Origin of the sequence: Zhengella sedimenti (assembly GCF_046506625.1) — a bacterium.
In the GTDB taxonomy this organism is placed as follows: domain Bacteria; phylum Pseudomonadota; class Alphaproteobacteria; order Rhizobiales; family Rhizobiaceae; genus Zhengella; species Zhengella sedimenti.
Window position 1 is genome coordinate 700,918 of sequence record NZ_JBKFFP010000002.1, and the last position, 16,625, is coordinate 717,542.

Genomic DNA, 16,625 nt, shown 5'->3' on the forward strand with positions numbered 1-16,625 from the left:
CTTCGCCATGGCTCCGCGCGTTCGCGTGTTCCGAAAGCCAAATCGTTGGCTTTCGGTTGCCTCACGGCAACCACACGCTCACTCCCATTCGATCGTGCCGGGGGGCTTGGAGGTGACGTCGTAGACGACGCGGTTGATGCCGCGCACCTCGTTGATGATGCGGGTGGCGGCGCGGCCGAGGAATTCCATGTCGTAGTGGTAGAAATCGGCCGTCATGCCGTCCACCGATGTGACCGCGCGAAGCGCGCAGACGAATTCATAGGTGCGCCCGTCGCCCATGACGCCCACCGTCTGGACGGGGAGCAGGACGGCGAAAGCCTGCCAGATGGCATCATAGAGGCCGGCCTTGCGAATCTCGTCGAGATAGATGGCGTCGGCTTCCTGGAGGATGCGCAGCTTCTCGCGCGTCACACCGCCGGGGCAGCGGATGGCAAGGCCCGGACCCGGGAAAGGATGGCGGCCGATAAAATGGTCCGGCAGGCCCAATTCCTTGCCAAGCTTGCGCACCTCGTCCTTGAACAGTTCACGCAGCGGCTCGACCAGCTTCATGTTCATGCGTTCCGGCAGGCCGCCGACATTGTGGTGGCTCTTGATCGTCACGGACGGGCCGCCGGTGAAGGAGACGCTCTCGATCACGTCGGGGTAGAGCGTGCCCTGGGCCAGGAAATCCGCCCCGCCCAGCTTCTTCGCCTCGGCCTCGAAGACATCGATGAAAAGCCGGCCGATGGTCTTGCGCTTGACCTCCGGGTCGGCCTCGCCTTCGAGCGCGGAAATGAAGGTATCGGACGCATCCACGTGCACCAGCGGGATATTGTAGTGCTCGCGGAACATGGCGACCACCTCGGCCGCCTCGTTCTTGCGCATCAGGCCGTGGTCGACGAGGATGCAGGTCAGCTGGTCGCCGATGGCTTCATGGATCAGCAGCGCGGCAACGGAGGAATCGACCCCGCCCGACAGGCCGCAGATCACCCTTCCGTCCCCCACCTGTTCGCGGATGGCGGCAATGGCCTGATCCTTGTAGGCTGCCATGGACCAGTCGCCCTTCAGTCCGGCGATCCGGTGGACGAAGTTGGACAGGAGCTTCGCGCCATCGGGGGTATGCACCACTTCCGGATGGAATTGCACCGCATAGTAGCGGCGCTCCTCGTCGGCGATGACCGCGAAGGGCGCGTTGGGCGACGTCGCCACCACCTCGAAGCCCTCCGGCAGCGCCGTCACGCGGTCGCCATGGCTCATCCACACCTGATGGCGGGTGCCCACCTCCCAGACGCCTTCATAGAGCGCGCAGGGCTTCTGCACCTCCAGATAGGCGCGGCCGAATTCGCGATGGTGGCCGCTCTCCACCTTGCCGCCCAGTTGCCCGCACATGGTCTGCTGGCCGTAGCAGATGCCCAGAACCGGCAGGCCGCTGTCGAAGACCATCCGGGGGGCGCGCGGACTGCCCATCTCGGTCGTCGAGGCAGGGCCGCCGGACAGGATCACCGCCTTCGGCTTCAGCCGGAGGAAGCCCTCCTCGGCCGACTGGAAGGGAACGATTTCGCAATAGACCCCGGCTTCGCGCACGCGCCGGGCAATCAGCTGCGTGACCTGGGAGCCGAAGTCGATGATGAGAACGGTGTCAGGATGGGCTGTGTGTGTCATGGCAAGGCTTTAGTGGGATTCTTGCTGCGGCGCAATGGAATTGCTCACCCGCAAAGAGCCATCGCGGATGCATCAATTCGCCGCGCCCAACTCGGCTAATGTTTTGACCAGGATCAAGACGCTTTTTCCATGCCCACCTCTCAATGTGTTCATGTTCGCGGTCTTGGCGGGCATGGAGGGAGGGTTTCATGCGGAAGACAATCGTACAGGCATTCCTCGGATTCCTTGTATTGGTGGCGGCGGCCGTTTCGGCTCCCGCGGCAGAGAAAGGAAACTCGGCGACGGCCGATCACTCGAAGTTCGAGGCGCTGAAACAGGCATTCGCCTCGGGGCCGGAGGTCACCAAGGCCTGCCTGGCCTGCCATACCGAAGCATCGAAGCAGGTGATGGGCTCGATCCACTGGACCTGGAAATACCAGCATCCCGTCACCGGGCAGGTGCTGGGCAAGTCCGAGGTCATCAATTCGTTCTGCGGCAATGTGGCCTCCAACGAGCCGCGTTGCACCAGTTGCCATGCCGGCTATGGCTGGACTGACATGAAGGCCGGGCCGCCGCAGCAGGAAACGGCCGTCGACTGCCTGATCTGCCACGACCAGAGCGGACAATACACGAAGCTCGCCACGGCGGCCGGTCATGTCGCCACCGGGCCGGACCCGGTCAAGGGCACCACCATCACCGGCGCCAAGGCCTGGGCTGTCGACCTGTCGAAGGCCGCCATGAGCGTCGGCCTGCCCAAGGCGGAAAATTGCGGCCAATGCCATTTCTATGGCGGCGGCGGCGACAACGTGAAGCATGGCGACCTGTCCTCGGCGCTGTTCGACCCGTCGAAGCATGTCGACGTGCACATGGCGGCGGACGGGGCGGACATGCAATGCTCGACCTGTCATGTCTCGGAGGCGCATAGCTGGGCAGGCAGCCGCTACCATGTGAACGCGGCCGGCGACGAGACATCGAAGGGCCATGGTGCGATGCGCAAGCCCGGAGAGCGGCGCGATGTCGCCACATGCCAATCCTGCCACGGCACGGCGCCGCATGAAGGGCCGAACCCGCTGCTGGCGATCAAGCTGAACGACCATACCGACCGCGTGGCCTGCCAGACCTGTCACATTCCCGAATTCGCCAAGGGCGGCATCGCCACCAAGACAAGATGGGACTGGTCGACGGCGGGAAAGATGAAGGACGGCAAGCCCTACGGCGAGGAGAACTACACCCAGGGCGACGGGGGCCACTTGCACACCTACCTGTCGACCAAGGGAGATTTCGAGTGGGGCGAGGACGTGACGCCGCATTACGCCTGGTTCAATGGACAGGTTGAGTACACCAAGCAGGAAGACACGATCGACCCTTCGGGCGTGGTGGAGATCAACCGCATCCCCGGCTCGCCCGCCGACCCGGATTCACGCATCTGGCCGTTCAAGCGCATGGAAGGCCGCCAGGCCTATGATGCGCAGTTGAAGCGGCTGGTGATGACCAATGTCTTCGGCCCCGAATCGGACACCGCCTTCTGGACCAATTTCGACTGGGGCAAGGCCATCGACGCGGGCATGACGGCAGCCGGCAAGGAGTATTCCGGGTCGTTCGATTTCGTCGACACCTACATGTACTGGCCGATCACGCACATGGTCGCTCCGGCCGACGAGGCGTTGAAATGCGATTCCTGCCACGCGAAGGAAGGCAGGCTCGCCAATGTCGCCGGCTTCTACATGCCGGGACGCGACGGCTTTGCATGGATGGACCTGATCGGGCTTCTGGCCGTCGGCGCTGCGGCGCTCGGCGTCGCCGGGCACGGCCTGCTGAGAATTGTCATGAGTTCGCGGAGGAAAGCCTGATGACCGACATGTTCAGCAATGACCTCAAGGACGCTCCCGAGCGCAAGGACAGCGACACGGTCAGGAGTTACCGCATCACCATCTACAAGGGCTACGAGCGGTTCTGGCACTGGAGCCAGGCCTTCCTGATCCTGTCGCTGCTGTTCACAGGCTTCGGCCTGCACGGACTGCACGGCCTCTTGCCCTTCGGTCTCGCGGTCACGCTGCACACCGGCGCGGCGCTACTGCTCATCGCGCTTTGGGTCTTCACCATCTTCTGGTGGTTCACGACGGGGGAATGGAAGCAGTTCTTCCCGAAGAACGAGAACCTCTGGACGATCATGACCTATTACTCATGGGGCATCCTGCAGGGCGCCTCCAAGCCCTATCACAAGCGCCTGCATTCCAAGCAGAACCCGCTGCAGGCGCTGACCTATGTGGCGCTGAGCCTGTTCATCGTCTCCACGCTCTGGGCCTCGGGCATCGCCTACCTGCTCTACAATTTCTGGGAGCACCAGCCATGGGCGGCGGATGCGTTCATCGTCGTGGTGTTCCTGCACACGGCGGCGGCGTGGGCCATGGCAGTGTTTGTCGTGATCCATGTCTACATGGCGACGACCGGCACGCCTTGGACCCACTATATCCGGTCGATGATCACCGGCCGGGACGACGTGGAGCTTACCGCAGCCGAAGCCGCCTATCTGGAAGAACGGCAGGGCGCGCCGCTCGAGCCTTCTCCCGGAACGCACTGACGGGCCGGGGGAGCGGACAAGCCGGTCCGGGCCGCGGGCCGGCTTGTCACGCCCTGCCTGTGGCGGGCCTTGCGGGACAGGCCGGCATCATGTCCGCACAAGACGGCTTTGCTGTCGTTTTTCAAAGCGTTGATGGCAGCTGCCGCGCAATTGCGCCAAACAGTTCAGGCATCCTGGCGACGCCTTGAGACAATGGTTGATGTTCTTCAACCACCCGGATCGCGGGCGGCAGGTTGCAACGGTCTCAATCCAGAAGCCCGGCGTCGAGCGCGCGCTCGACACGGTCCACCGCATCGGCCAGTTTCTCGTCGATGACGTGGAGATATTGCGTCCAGTCATCGACATGCTTCAACTCCGCCGTCCCGTCGGAAATGCCGCGCAGGCCGATCAGCGGGATTTCGAAGGCCATGCAGGCGCGCAGCACGGCGAAGGTTTCCATGTCCACCATGTCGGCATCGATGGCGTCATAGGCCGCGCCGGACACGACGTTGGCGCCGGTGGAGAGGCGGGCGTCGGGCAGGCCCGCGACATGATGGGGAAGCGGCAGTACCGGCGGCAGGTCGAGAAAGGGCGTGTAGCCCTTTTCAAAGCCCAGCGGCGTGGCATCCATGTCGCGATAGGCGACGGAGCACGCCTGGTAGACTTCGGTCTGCTCCAGTGTCGCCGAACCGGCGGACCCAAGGCAGACGACAAGATCCGGCAGGGCCTCTCGCGCCTCGAGGCGGGCCAGCGCCACGCCCATGCGGGTCCCGGCCTCCACCGGGCCGACACCCGTGACGAGCGGGGTGAAACGGGACTGCAGATGCGGACCGTATTCGGGTTCGGCCGCCATGACATAGAGCACGTGTCTGCCCGCAACGGGCTTCAGCAAGCGATGTGGCACGAAGTCCCCCTGCCCTTTCGCGGTTCAGCCGGCAAGACCCTCGCGGCCCCGCACGGTCATCATGGTGCCGGTCATGGTGGCGATGAGGCGGACCTCGCCTTCCGCGTCGAAGGCATAGGCGCGCCCGTCGGTGACCATGATCGTCCGGCCTGGCTTTGTCACCTCGCCGCGAAACAGGAAGCGTTCGCCGCGGCCAGGCGACAGCAGGTTCAGCTTGAATTCGATGGTCAGGATGGCGGCGTCGGCGGGCATCATCGAATAGGCGGCATAGCCGCAGGCCGAATCCAGCGCCGTCGAGATCACGCCCGCATGCAGGAACCCGTGCTGTTGCGTGAGGTGATCGGAGAATGGCATCTCGATCTCGATGACACCGGGCGAGACGCGTGTCAGTTCGGCACCGATGGTCGCCATGGCCTGCTGGCGGGCGAAACTCTCACGCACGCGCGTCTCGTACTCGGGATTCACCTCATCGCCACCCGGCATGCGCATGCCATATTCCCTCGCTTGCGTGCCCGAAGGCACATCCGGGCGCGATCATGGCAAAGGAAGTTGTGCAGCGCAACAGGGATCAGTTCAGCCACCAGACGGCGGCGTTGAGCAGCGATGCGAAGCTGACCCATGCGAGGTAGGGCATGAACAGGATGGCCGATGTCCGGTCCCGGTTCCAGGTCAGCGAAATGAAGGCTGCGACCAGGACCACCAGAAGAAGAAGGACGACCAGAGCCAGACCCGGGAGATGCATGACGAAGAAGACCGGGGGCCAGATGAAGTTCAGCGCCATCTGGCCGAACCATATCTGCATGGCCGGTCCCTCCGCGCGGCGCTGCCACGTCCGCCAGCCGGCGAAGGCGATCAGGATGTAGAGAAAGGTCCAGACCGGCCCGAACAGCCAGCCAGGCGGCTGGAAGGCCGGCTTTTCGAGCGCGGCAAACCAATCGCCGGGCGGAGAGGACACACCGACCAGCGTTCCGCCGCCGAGGACGAAGAACAGGAAGAGCGCAAGGGTCAGGTAACGGGCCATGGTTCACCGGCAATCTTCGTTGCAACCAATGCTCATACGCAGGACGGCCCGGCACGGTTCCGTCTGCACCCTGTTTCGGGCGCCCGTCAGGCTGCCTCAGGCGCGCCGCTCGAACAGGGCGAGGAAGAACCCGTCGGTCGCGGTGCGCGCGGGTGTGAGCAACAGGCCGCCATTGCCGTCCGGCCGCGTCGCCGGGGCGAGCAAGGGAAGGCGAACCGCTGCAGCGGCCATTGCGTCCATGGCCGAAAAGCCGGGATGCCGCTCCAGGAATGCCCTTGCCTGGCGGGTGTTTTCCTGCGGAAACAGCGAGCATGTCACATAGGCGATCCGTCCGCCAGGACGCACGAACCGGACGGCATTGTCGAGCACGCCGGCCTGTTCGCCGATCCGGCTTTCCAGCGAGGATTCGGCCAGCCGCCATTTCGTGTCGGGGCGGCGGCGCCACGTACCCGATCCGGTGCACGGCGCATCGACGAGAACGAGGTCCATCTGTCCTTCCAACGGTGTCAGGTCCGCATCGGCGGCGTGAACCTGGACATTGCGCGTGCCGGCGCGGCGCAGTCGCTCGAAGATCGGGGCAAGGCGCGTCTTGTCCGCATCCCAGGCATGGACCTGGCCCTTGTTGCCCTGGCTGGCCGCCAGCGCCAGCGTCTTGCCGCCGCCACCGGCACACAGGTCGAAGACCTGCCCCGGCCCGTCCGGCGCGGCCAGCGCCGCAACGATCTGGCTGCCGCAGTCCTGCACTTCGAACCAGCCTTTCTGGAAAGCCGGTTCGGCGGTGATGTTGGGATGGCGGCCATGCCCTTCGACGGGCGGAATGCGCAAGGCGCCGGCAAGTCCCTCGAAAGGCGCGGCATCCACCTTGGCCAGCGCGCGCGCCACCTTGTCCGGCGACGCCTTCAGCGTGTTGACGCGCAGATCCAGCGGCGGCCTTCCGGCAAGCGCCCTCGCTTCGCCGATCCAGTCATCGCCGAAGGCCTCCGCAAACAGCGGCGCGCACCATTGCGGGCATTCGGCGCGCACGTGATCGGGCGCGGATTCCAGCGGCCGGGATTCCCAGGCGCTGCATTCCTCGCCGGACAGCGGTTCGGGCGCGAACCGGTCGCCTTCCAGTTCGGCATTGATGGCGGCAAGCGTCATGCCGAAGCCGCTGACGAGAGCGCCGAAGGCTTCCGCACGCGCGGTTTCCGCCTCGAAACGCCAGCGCGATGACGCCCGCCAGCGCAGTGCATCGTAGACGATATTGCCGATGGCGGCGCGGTCGCCCGAACCGGCGAAGCGGTGGGAAATGCCCCAGTCGCGCAAGGCATCGGCCGCCGGACGGCGCCGCGCGTTCATGTCGTCAAGTATCTCGATGGCCGCAGCCAGCCGTCCGCCCAGTCGCATGGGTTGCCCGCCTTCCTGTCTCACGCCGACTCGCTACAGGCCGGACCGGCCAAATGCAAGGCTTGCCGCCGCCCCGTTGAAGCGTCATTCAATTGAAACGTGACGCATGGTCATATTGCGTCTATGGTGGCGCTTGCAGCCAAAAGGGGCATGACGGCTTGGAGCATCAGAAAGGCAACGCCTATTCGAAAGTTGCGCAGCCCGTCCACCTGCCCGGCTTCTTGCCGGGCAGGACGACAGGCGCCTTCTGGCGTTTCGCCCGCGCCTGGGCGGTCTATGGCACCGGCGGCTATCCGCCGCGCGTCGCCAGACGCCTGGCGGTGATCAATGTCCTGTCGGCGATGGTCTCGCTGATGACCATTCCCTATATTGCGCTCTATCTTGCCTGGGACGCCAAGGCGCTGTGGCTGCCTGCCGTCACGCTTTCCCCGCAGATCGTGCTGTTCGCCGTCACGCCGCTATGGAATCGGGTGAACGACTGGGCCTCCGGCTTTCACCTTTGTATCGTCTGGCTTCTGTTCGCCGTGCTCTACACTTGGTATTTCGGCCGCGATTCCGGGCTGCATTTCTATTTCCTGCCGGGCGTTGCCGCTTCCATGCTGGTCTTCGGCGCGGACCGGCTGCGCCTGTCGGCGACCGTCACCCTGATCGCCTTTGCCGGCTTCGTGCTGACCGAACAATTCTTCACGAAACCGGCCCCGTTCATTCCAAACGACCCCGTGTTCGCCGACATCATGTTCTTCATCACGGTGCCGTTCTCCTTCTTCCTCGTCTATGCCACGGTGCTGTACGCGTTCCGGGAAGCCGCGCGGGCAGAGGACGCGCTGGAGATGGAGCACCAGCGCTCCGAACGGCTGCTGGCCAACATCCTGCCGGGCTCCATCGCCCAGAGGCTGAAGGCTCGCCCTGACCGGATGATCGCCGACGGGCTTCCAACGGTGACCATCCTGTTTGCCGACGTGGTGGGTTTCTCGCCGCGCGCGGGAAGGCTCCCGGCGGCCGAAACGGTCAAGTTCCTCAACCGCATCTTCTCCGCCTTCGACGACCTGGCGGCCCGTCACGGGCTGGAGAAGATCAAGACCGTGGGCGACGCCTACATGGTGGCCGGCGGCCTGCCCGATCCGCAGACAGACCACGTGGCGGCCTCGGCGCGCATGGCGCTCGACATGATGGAAGCGGTGCGGCTGATCGGCAACGAAACCGGCGAGACGATCGAACTGCGTATCGGCATTCACTGCGGCCCGGTGGTGGCCGGCGTGATCGGCACCAGGAAATATGCCTATGACGTCTGGGGCGACACGGTGAACATCGCCGCGCGGCTGGAGGAATATTCCGTGCCCGGCGCCATCCAGGCCAGCGCGGCCGTGGCCAGCGCGCTGCAGGGACGTTTCGCGTTCGAGCATCGCGGCCTAGTGGACATGAAGGGCATCGGAAAGACCGACTGCCACTACCTGCGCGGCATCGTGCCCGGAAAAGCCTGACCGGCCCCTGTCAGACAAGCCCCGCGATATGCGCGGCGAACCACAGCCACATGGCGCCCAGCACGAAGAAGCCCATGATGAACATGGCGCGGCGATGGCGGATGCGGTTCGTGGTGATGTGGATCCAGGCGTGGGCATAGCGCGAGGCCGCGAAGACCCAGGCCAGCGCCAGCGGTACGGCGCCGACGCCGTCCGTCACATAGAAGGACAGGCAGCAGGCATAGAAGAGGACCGGCAGTTCATACTGGTTGGTGAGGTTGTTGCGCACGAAAAGGCTTTCGGGCGGCTCGACCTGGTTCTCGCGGAACTGCGACGGCTTGGCGCTTCCCGATTCGACGGCGGCGATACGGCGGCGCGAGATGAGGACATAGACGCCGTAGACGAGCGCCACCTGGGCCAGCATGGGCCAGAAGATGAGAGCCTGGTTCATTCGTCATCCTTGCCGTGATCTGCCTGCCCCTTGCTGCACGCTAGACCGGGCGGGCGGAGAAGGACAAGCCCCCGTCAAGGGGGCCTGGAACGGCGGAGATGGCGCGTCAGGCGCCGCCCGGATAATTCGGGCTTTCACGCGTGATCGTCACGTCGTGGGCGTGGCTTTCGCGCAGGCCGGCGTTTGAAATGCGCACGAAGGTGGCGCGCTCGTTGAACTCGGCCAGCGTGGCGGCGCCGACATAGCCCATCGCCGCCTTGAGGCCGCCGGCAAGCTGGTGGAGGACACCGGAAACCGGGCCCTTGTAGGGCACCTGGCCCTCGATGCCTTCCGGCACGAGCTTGAGCGTGTCGCGCACTTCCGCCTGGAAATAGCGGTCCGCGGAACCGCGCGCCATGGCGCCGACGGAGCCCATGCCGCGATAGGCCTTGAAGGAGCGGCCCTGGTGCAGATAGACCTCGCCGGGGCTTTCGTCGGTACCGGCGAGCAGCGAGCCGACCATCGCGCCATTGGCACCGGCGGCAAGCGCCTTGGCCAGGTCGCCGGAAAACTTGATGCCGCCATCGGCGATGACGGTAATACCCTGGGCGCGCGCGACCTCCACCGCCGACATGATGGCGGAAAGCTGGGGAACGCCGACGCCGGCGACGATGCGCGTGGTGCAGATGGAGCCGGGACCAATTCCGACCTTCACGGCATCCGCGCCTGCATCGATCAGCGCCTTCGTGCCGTCACCGGTGGCGACATTGCCGGCCAGGATGCGCACGGAATTGGACAGCTTCTTGGCCCGCGTGACGGCATCAAGCACACGCTGGGAATGGCCGTGGGCGGTGTCGATGACCAGCAGGTCGACGCCGGCATCGATCAGCCGCTCGGCGCGTTCATAGCCGTCATCCCCCACCGTGGTCGCGGCGGCGGCGCGCAGGCGGCCCTGCGCATCCTTCGTCGCATTGGGGTTCAACTGGGATTTCTCGATGTCCTTGACGGTGACAAGGCCGACGCAATGCCCCTCGCCATCCACCACGAGAAGCTTCTCGATCCGGTGCTGGTGCAGCAGGCGCTTTGCCTCTTCCTGTTCCACGTTCTCCTTCACCGTGACGAGGTTTTCCCGCGTCATCAGTTCATAGACCTTCTGGCCCGGATCGGAGGCGAAGCGGACGTCGCGGTTCGTCAGGATGCCGACGAGGCGCCCGGTCCGGTGGCCTCCCGTGCCGCCGTTCTCGACCACGGGGATGCCGGAAATGCCATGCGCGCGCATCACTGCCTGGGCGTCGGCAAGGGTGGCATCCGGGCCGATGGTGACCGGATTGACGACCATGCCGCTCTCGAACTTCTTGACCTGGCGGACCTCCTCGGCCTGCTCCTCCGGCGTAAAATTGCGGTGAATGACACCGATGCCGCCCGCCTGCGCCATGGCGATGGCTAGCCGGCTTTCGGTGACCGTGTCCATGGCCGCAGAGAGGATCGGGAGATTCAACTCGATGTCGCGGGCGATCGTCGTGCGGATATCGACCTGGCCGGGCATGACGTCCGAATGGCCGGGCTGCAGCAGCACGTCGTCAAAGGTCAGCGCCATCGCGCCCGTCGCGGTTTCGATGATTTTCACCATGGCCAATTCCTGCAAATAGCGGAGAGGCGGCGCTTGCCCGGATACGGTTCAAGGCCGACTCGTTTCAAGAAGTCCCTTTCAGGATTGGCGCTGGCTGGTAACACGTCTTTGCGGCAATGGAAAGACGTACAGAGCGGCGTATTGTGCCTTGCACAAAAAAGAGGCTCCGGCAGAGCGGTGCCGGAGCCTCCATGACAGACTGCCCGTGATCAGATATCGAACTGGTAGGTCTCGGGGATGAAGCGGTAGCCGGTGTCCATCTTCTCCACGAAACCGACCGAGGGGAACGGCATGTGGTAGCCGATGAACGGCAGCCGGTCGGCGGCGATCATGTCGAACACCATTTTCCGGCTCTTGGCCGCCATCGCCTTGTCCATGTCGAAGCGCACTTCCCATTCCGGGCGTTGCAGCGAAAGGACGAAATGGTTGGCCGTGTCGGCGGTGACGACAAGCTGACGGCCACCGGATTCAAGACGGTAGACCATGTGGCCCGGCGTGTGGCCCGCCGCGGCCATGCCGGTGATGCCCGGCACAACCTCGCCACCGTCGCCGATGAATGTCATCTTGTCGGACAGCGGCACGACCTTGGCCTTGACGAGATTGTGGACCCGCTCGCCCGGCGTCCCGGCGCGCGCATCGTCGGCCCAGAAGTCGTATTCGGTCTGGCCGGTCACATAGCGGGCATTCGGGAAGGCCGGCTTGTCGCCTTCCATCAGGCCGCCGATGTGGTCGGGGTGCATGTGGGTGATGACGACCACCGTCACGTCCTCGGGCGCGATGCCGGCGGCGGCCATGCGGGCCGACAATTGTCCCATGCCGTTTCCGCGCGCTCCTTCGCCAAGGCCGGTGTCGAACAGGACGACATCGGAACCGGTATTGACGACGGTGGGCGCGAAGCCGTTGACCAGCTTGTCGGTGGGCAGATAGTGCGCCTGGAGCAGTTCGGAGACTGTCTCGACGGACTGGTCGGTGCCGAACGTGCCCTGGGGATTCTCCATCACGGTGGTGCCGTCATTGACGGTGGTAACCGTGAAATCACCCAGCCTGAACTGGTTGAACGCGGTCGCCGCCGGCATGGCGGCCGTTTCGGCGAAAGCCTTGCGAACCATGATTTGAGGGGCTGCAAGCGTGGCGGCAGCCGTGAGGCCGGCCAGCTTGAACAGGGTACGGCGGTCGGTCTTTGCGGTCATCAACGATCTCCCTTTGGCTGGTGCATTCAGCACGAGCTAGAATGGCAAAGGAATTCAGGGCGGCAAGGCTATCACGCGTTTTGTGATCGTGAACGTGAATGAACGCAGCGTTTCACCATGCTTGACGGACTTGCCCCGATCCGTGACCCGTGACACCAAGGCAGGCAGGAAACCGGGAGGGGAACACATGGCCGGTGACATGGCGGCCGAGGGGCGCTGGCGCTTCCTGGCGCTGATCTGCGCGGCGACGCTGATGTCGCTGACGACGTGGTTTTCGGCCACGGCGGTGCTGCCGGTGCTCATCGACCGGTGGGCGCTCGGGACAAGCGCCGCGGCCTGGCTCACCAACGGCGTGCAGGCCGGTTTCGTGACCGGCGCGCTGCTGTCGGCATTCCTGGGACTGGGTGACCGCTGGCCGCACGGGGCCATGATGGCAGGCGCGGCGGCGCTTGCATGCGCCGCCAATCTCCTCCTGCTGGCAGAACCGGGGATAGCGCTTGCCATCGCTGCACGCATCCTGACCGGCGTGGCACTGGCCGGCGTCTATCCGCCGGCGGTCAAGCTGATCGCCACCTGGTTCCGCACCGGGCGGGGCCTCGCAATGGGCGTGATGATCGGCGCGCTGACGGTCGGTTCCGCCCTGCCCCATCTGGTCCGGGCGCTTGGCGGCGGGGTCGACTGGCGGCTGGTCGTGCTGGCCAGTTCCGTTTTCGCGCTCGCCGCCGCGCTGATCTTCGCCTTCGCGCTGAAGGAAGGCCCCTACCCGTTTCCGCGCGCGCCGGCCCGCCTCGGCCAGATCGGCGAGATCCTGCGCAACCGGCCGGTCATGCTCGCCAATGGCGGCTATTTCGGCCACATGTGGGAACTCTATGCGGTCTGGGGCTGGTTCCTTGCCTATGCGCAGGCGGCACAGGCGGCAGGCAACCCGCTTGCCGGCGGCAATGCCTCGGCGCTGACATTCGCCGTCATCGCCATCGGATTTGCAGGCGCTGCCGCCGGTGGGTGGCTTGCCGACCGGATCGGGCGCTGTCACACGACGGCGCTGGCACTCGCCCTGTCCGGCACATGCGCCATCGCCATCGGCTTCACCTTTGACGGCCCGGCCTGGCTGTTCACGACCGTCGCGCTTGTCTGGGGCGTGAGCGTGATCGCCGACAGCGCCCAGTTTTCCGCCGCCGTGACCGAATTGTCGGAACCCGGCTGGGTGGGATCGGCACTGGCGCTGCAGATGGGCGTGGGCTTTGCCATCACCATCGGGGCCATCTGGCTCATACCGCTGGTCGCGCAATGGGCGGGAAGCTGGCGCTGGGTGTTTCTCGTGCTCGTGCCCGGCCCGGTGTTCGGTGCCATGGCGATGCTGAAATTGCGGCGATTGCCGGAAGCCGCCCGCATGGCCGGCGGCTTGCGTTGAGGAATGGCTGGCCTGGGTTGCCGTCCCGTGTCACCGTGGAGAAAAGCAGCAGAGGAGTGCCGCCATGCCCGGCTGGAAGCCCGAAGGCTATACCTGCGTGAGCCCTTATCTCATCAGTGCGGACACGCAGGGACTGATCAATTTCCTGGGAAACGTGTTCGGCGCAACACTTCTGCGCCGCTTCGACCGGCCGGACGGAACACTGATGCACGCGGAAGTGAGAATTGGCGATTCCGTGGTCATGATCGGCGGCGGCGCAAGTGACTGGCGCTCCGGCGACACCCACCTGCATGTTTATGTCGAGGACGCACAGGCGGCCCATGAACGCGCCATGGCGTTTGATGCGCCCAGCGTACAGGAACCGGTGCGCAAAAACGACGACGACGACCTGCGCGGCGGGTTCCGCGACCCTGACGGCAATACCTGGTGGGTGGCGACCCAATAGGCCGGCACCACTGCGCCACACTCAACGCGACAATGTCCCCGCAAGGCCGTCCAGCATGGAGAGGCATTTCTCCAGTTCGGAAACGGCCACATATTCGTTCGGCTTGTGGGCCTGTTCGATGGAGCCGGGACCGCAGACGATGGCCGACATTCCGAACTCCTGGAACAATCCGGCCTCTGTGCCGAACGCCACGACATCGCAGTCATTGGCGCCGGTCAACCGCGCGACGATGTCGCGGGCCTCGTTGTCGGCCACCGGCTCGAGCCCGGCGACCTCGCCGATCACCTCGGTCTCGATGGAGCAGCCGGGCGAGACGCTGCGCATTTCCGGCAGCAGCACCTCGTCGCAGAAAAGCTGCAAGGCGCGCTTGACCTTTCCCGCGTCGTCCGGACGGACGGGGCGCATTTCCCATTCGATCATGCAGTCGCCGGCAATCACGTTGCGCGCCGCGCCGCCCTCGATGCGGCCGATCTGGACCGTGGTGAAGGGCGGGCGGAAGCGCGACCCTTCCACCGGTTCGGCGCGCAGGCCGCGGCCCAGTTCGGCAAGGCGGGCGGCATAGCGCACCGCATATTCGATGGCGTTGACGCCGGCGTCCGGGTCGGAGCCATGGCCCTCCAGCCCCTTGAAACGGGTGGTGTATTCACAGCAGCCCTTGTGGCCCTCGATCATGCGCATGTTCGTCGGCTCGCCGATGATGGCGGCGGAAGGCCGGATGCCGGCGGCCGCCAGGTCCTGCACCAGTTGCCGGGCGCCGAGGCACCCCACTTCCTCGTCATAGGTGAGCGCAAAATGGACCGGGCGCGCCAGGTCACGGGCGGCGAAGGTTTGAGCCATCGCCAGCATACAGGCGATGAAGCCCTTCATGTCGCATGTCCCCCGCCCGTAGAGGCGCCCGCCGTCCTGGCGCATGGCGAAGGGATCGCCTTCCCATTCCGGTTCCAGCGCCGGCACGACATCGGTGTGGCCTGACAGCACAACGCCGCCGGGCCTGTCGGGGCCGATGGTGGCAAACAGGTTCGCCTTCTCCCCGGTCGGATCGCGGTGGATCTGGATGGCCGCGCCGGCATCGCCGAGCCGCTCGGCGGCATGGGCGATGAGCGCCAGGTTGGAATCGGCGGAAACCGTCGGATAGGCGATCAGGTCGGCGAGAATGGCGACGGTCCGGTCCAGCGGGCTCATCGGCTCATTCCTTGACGAAGAGCTGGCGCGGCCGGTCGCAAAGGCATTCGGCCGGGCCTTTCTCGCGGATCAGGATGCTCTCTGTGATTTCCAGGCCCCAGTCGTTCATCCACAGGCCCGGCATGAAATGGAAGGTCATGCCGGGTTCGAGCACGGTATCGTCGCCCTCGCGGATGGAGATCGTGCGCTCGCCCCAGTCGGGCGGGTAGGACAGGCCGATGGGATAGCCCGCGCGCGCGGACCGCTCGATGCCGGCGCGCTCCAGCGGCAGGGCCAGTGCGCGGGCAATGTCGGCGGCGGTGTTGCCGGGTTGCGCGGCCTGAAGCCCGGCTTCCAGGCCTTCGACAAGGGCAGCCTCGGCGCGGCGGAAATGATCGGGCGGCGTGCCCAGGAAAATGGTGCGGCAGAACGGCGCGTGGTAGCGGCGGTAGCAGCCGGCGATCTCGAAGAAGGTGGCCATGTCCTTCTCGAAAATGCGTCCGTCCCAGGTCAGGTGCGGGGCGGCCGCATCGGAACCGGAGGGCAGAAGCGGCACGATGGCCGGATAATCGCCCCAGTCCTCGTCCGTGCCGCGTATGGCCTTGCCGTAGATCTCGGCCACGACCTCCGACTTGCGAACGCCCGGCTCGACGCGCTCGATCACGTAGTCGATGATCTTCTCGGAAATCCGCGCCGCCTTGCGCATGAAGGCGATTTCCGGCTCGCTCTTGACCGCGCGCTGCCAGTTCACCAGCGCCGTGGCATCGGCGAGAATGGCGTCGGGCAATTCGTGCTGGAGCACCAGGAAGGCCTTGGCGGAGAAATAGTAATTCTCCAGCTCCACGCCGATGCGACTCGACCCGTAGCCCCGGTCCCGGATCATCGCGGCGAGCAGTTCCATGGGATGGCAGAGCGTGGACTGCACGTAGTGGTCCGGATACCAGGCCACGTTGGCGTCATCCATCCACACCGTGCGCAGCGCGCCGTTGGCATCCTGCGAGCGGCCCCACCAGACCGGGTCCTCGTCGAGGAAGACGAGCACGCCCTGGTGGACGTAGAAGGACCAGCCATCATAGCCGGTCAGCCAGGCCATGTTGGACGGGTCCTCGATGAACAGGAGGTCAAGCTGCTGGGCGGCCATGGCCTCGCGCACGCGGGCAAGGCGGCGTTCATATTCGGCCTTCTCAAATGGCAGATGACTTGCCGGCATTGCGTTTCCCCTCCAGGTTTCTCGTCTTTGTCTTGCCGCGTTGTCAGCACTGCGCCTCCGCCTGACCCTAGCGCCGGGGACAAGCGAAAAACAGAGCCGGGAAAGTTGACAGGGGCGGCCGCGCATGATGCCTTGCAGCCGCAGGTTCCGGACCCTGCCAGAAAACACCGACAGGATGCACCAGAGGAGTTCCGGAT

15 protein-coding genes are annotated in these 16,625 nt (G+C 65.3%); 5 read left to right on the forward strand and 10 right to left on the reverse strand.

Annotation, left to right across the window (positions count from 1 at the left end; all coding sequences use genetic code 11):
- Positions 1-78: 78 nt before the first annotated feature.
- Positions 79-1,641, reverse strand: coding sequence for a glutamine-hydrolyzing GMP synthase (guaA, locus tag ACLB6G_RS08980; RefSeq protein WP_410355803.1), 1,563 nt, complete (start codon positions 1,639-1,641; stop codon positions 79-81).
- A 188-nt stretch (positions 1,642-1,829) separates the two neighbouring features.
- Between guaA and ACLB6G_RS08985 the strand changes: the two genes are divergently transcribed.
- Both ACLB6G_RS08985 and ACLB6G_RS08990 read left to right on the forward strand, forming a co-directional pair.
- A complete protein-coding gene (locus ACLB6G_RS08985; protein WP_410355804.1) occupies positions 1,830-3,470 on the forward strand; it encodes a tetrathionate reductase family octaheme c-type cytochrome in 1,641 nt (546 codons plus the stop codon).
- Entirely contained in the window at positions 3,470-4,201 is a 732-nt protein-coding gene (locus tag ACLB6G_RS08990) for a cytochrome b/b6 domain-containing protein (protein WP_410355805.1), read from the forward strand. The genes ACLB6G_RS08985 and ACLB6G_RS08990 overlap by 1 nt, the downstream gene beginning before the upstream one ends.
- A gap of 244 nt (positions 4,202-4,445) precedes the next feature.
- On the opposite strand, the gene ACLB6G_RS08995 is transcribed toward ACLB6G_RS08990, so the two are convergent.
- The 4 genes from ACLB6G_RS08995 to ACLB6G_RS09010 all read right to left on the reverse strand — a co-directional run bounded on the left by ACLB6G_RS08995 (position 4,446) and on the right by ACLB6G_RS09010 (position 7,491).
- Entirely contained in the window at positions 4,446-5,084 is a 639-nt protein-coding gene (locus tag ACLB6G_RS08995; RefSeq protein WP_410355806.1) for a 5'-methylthioadenosine/S-adenosylhomocysteine nucleosidase, read from the reverse strand.
- Positions 5,085-5,108: 24 nt separating this feature from the next.
- Positions 5,109-5,567, reverse strand: coding sequence for a PaaI family thioesterase (locus ACLB6G_RS09000; RefSeq protein WP_410355920.1), 459 nt, complete (start codon positions 5,565-5,567; stop codon positions 5,109-5,111).
- An 85-nt stretch (positions 5,568-5,652) separates the two neighbouring features.
- A complete protein-coding gene (locus ACLB6G_RS09005) occupies positions 5,653-6,105 on the reverse strand; it encodes a TspO/MBR family protein (protein WP_410355807.1) in 453 nt (150 codons plus the stop codon).
- Between the two features lie 96 nt (positions 6,106-6,201).
- Positions 6,202-7,491, reverse strand: coding sequence for an RsmB/NOP family class I SAM-dependent RNA methyltransferase (locus ACLB6G_RS09010; RefSeq protein ID WP_410355808.1), 1,290 nt, complete (start codon positions 7,489-7,491; stop codon positions 6,202-6,204).
- Positions 7,492-7,649: 158 nt separating this feature from the next.
- On the opposite strand from ACLB6G_RS09010, the gene ACLB6G_RS09015 reads away from it, so the two are divergent.
- On the forward strand, positions 7,650-8,972 hold the full coding sequence (locus tag ACLB6G_RS09015) for an adenylate/guanylate cyclase domain-containing protein (RefSeq protein ID WP_410355809.1): 1,323 nt from the start codon (positions 7,650-7,652) through the stop codon (positions 8,970-8,972).
- 10 nt (positions 8,973-8,982) lie between these two features.
- Here ACLB6G_RS09015 and ACLB6G_RS09020 read toward each other — a convergent pair whose 3' ends face one another.
- From ACLB6G_RS09020 to ACLB6G_RS09030, 3 genes are all read right to left on the reverse strand, one after another.
- Positions 8,983-9,402 carry an MAPEG family protein gene (locus ACLB6G_RS09020; protein WP_410355810.1) on the reverse strand — a complete coding sequence of 140 codons (420 nt, stop codon included), beginning with the start codon at positions 9,400-9,402 and terminating at the stop codon, positions 8,983-8,985.
- 106 nt (positions 9,403-9,508) lie between these two features.
- Complete coding sequence (gene guaB / locus ACLB6G_RS09025) at positions 9,509-11,011, reverse strand: IMP dehydrogenase (protein ID WP_410355811.1); 1,503 nt, start codon at positions 11,009-11,011, stop codon at positions 9,509-9,511.
- 209 nt (positions 11,012-11,220) lie between these two features.
- Complete coding sequence (locus ACLB6G_RS09030) at positions 11,221-12,201, reverse strand: MBL fold metallo-hydrolase (RefSeq protein ID WP_410355812.1); 981 nt, start codon at positions 12,199-12,201, stop codon at positions 11,221-11,223.
- Positions 12,202-12,388: 187 nt separating this feature from the next.
- Between ACLB6G_RS09030 and ACLB6G_RS09035 the strand changes: the two genes are divergently transcribed.
- Positions 12,389-13,612, forward strand: a complete 1,224-nt coding sequence (locus ACLB6G_RS09035; RefSeq protein ID WP_410355813.1) for an MFS transporter — start codon at positions 12,389-12,391, stop codon at positions 13,610-13,612.
- Positions 13,613-13,676: 64 nt separating this feature from the next.
- Positions 13,677-14,057: a VOC family protein gene (locus tag ACLB6G_RS09040; protein ID WP_410355814.1), complete on the forward strand. Its 381-nt coding sequence runs from the start codon at positions 13,677-13,679 to the stop codon at positions 14,055-14,057.
- 21 nt (positions 14,058-14,078) lie between these two features.
- On the opposite strand, the gene argE is transcribed toward ACLB6G_RS09040, so the two are convergent.
- The gene (gene argE / locus ACLB6G_RS09045) at positions 14,079-15,239 is read right to left on the reverse strand and encodes an acetylornithine deacetylase (protein ID WP_410355815.1); all 1,161 of its coding nucleotides are present in this window, start codon (positions 15,237-15,239) and stop codon (positions 14,079-14,081) included.
- Between the two features lie 4 nt (positions 15,240-15,243).
- Positions 15,244-16,428: an ectoine hydrolase DoeA gene (doeA, locus tag ACLB6G_RS09050; protein ID WP_410355816.1), complete on the reverse strand. Its 1,185-nt coding sequence runs from the start codon at positions 16,426-16,428 to the stop codon at positions 15,244-15,246.
- Between the last annotated feature and the right edge of the window lie 197 nt (positions 16,429-16,625).

What these genes read in the sequence shown, in the direction of transcription:
- guaA (WP_410355803.1), bottom strand. Translation starts at nt 1,641, where the DNA reads ATGACACACACAGCCCATCCTGACACCGTTCTCATCATCGACTTCGGC.
- ACLB6G_RS08985 (WP_410355804.1), top strand. Translation starts at nt 1,830, where the DNA reads ATGCGGAAGACAATCGTACAGGCATTCCTCGGATTCCTTGTATTGGTG.
- ACLB6G_RS08990 (WP_410355805.1), top strand. Translation starts at nt 3,470, where the DNA reads ATGACCGACATGTTCAGCAATGACCTCAAGGACGCTCCCGAGCGCAAG.
- ACLB6G_RS09000 (WP_410355920.1), bottom strand. Translation starts at nt 5,567, where the DNA reads ATGCCGGGTGGCGATGAGGTGAATCCCGAGTACGAGACGCGCGTGCGT.
- ACLB6G_RS09005 (WP_410355807.1), bottom strand. Translation starts at nt 6,105, where the DNA reads ATGGCCCGTTACCTGACCCTTGCGCTCTTCCTGTTCTTCGTCCTCGGC.
- ACLB6G_RS09010 (WP_410355808.1), bottom strand. Translation starts at nt 7,491, where the DNA reads ATGCGACTGGGCGGACGGCTGGCTGCGGCCATCGAGATACTTGACGAC.
- ACLB6G_RS09020 (WP_410355810.1), bottom strand. Translation starts at nt 9,402, where the DNA reads ATGAACCAGGCTCTCATCTTCTGGCCCATGCTGGCCCAGGTGGCGCTC.
- guaB (WP_410355811.1), bottom strand. Translation starts at nt 11,011, where the DNA reads ATGGTGAAAATCATCGAAACCGCGACGGGCGCGATGGCGCTGACCTTT.
- ACLB6G_RS09030 (WP_410355812.1), bottom strand. Translation starts at nt 12,201, where the DNA reads ATGACCGCAAAGACCGACCGCCGTACCCTGTTCAAGCTGGCCGGCCTC.
- ACLB6G_RS09035 (WP_410355813.1), top strand. Translation starts at nt 12,389, where the DNA reads ATGGCCGGTGACATGGCGGCCGAGGGGCGCTGGCGCTTCCTGGCGCTG.
- ACLB6G_RS09040 (WP_410355814.1), top strand. Translation starts at nt 13,677, where the DNA reads ATGCCCGGCTGGAAGCCCGAAGGCTATACCTGCGTGAGCCCTTATCTC.
- argE (WP_410355815.1), bottom strand. Translation starts at nt 15,239, where the DNA reads ATGAGCCCGCTGGACCGGACCGTCGCCATTCTCGCCGACCTGATCGCC.
- doeA (WP_410355816.1), bottom strand. Translation starts at nt 16,428, where the DNA reads ATGCCGGCAAGTCATCTGCCATTTGAGAAGGCCGAATATGAACGCCGC.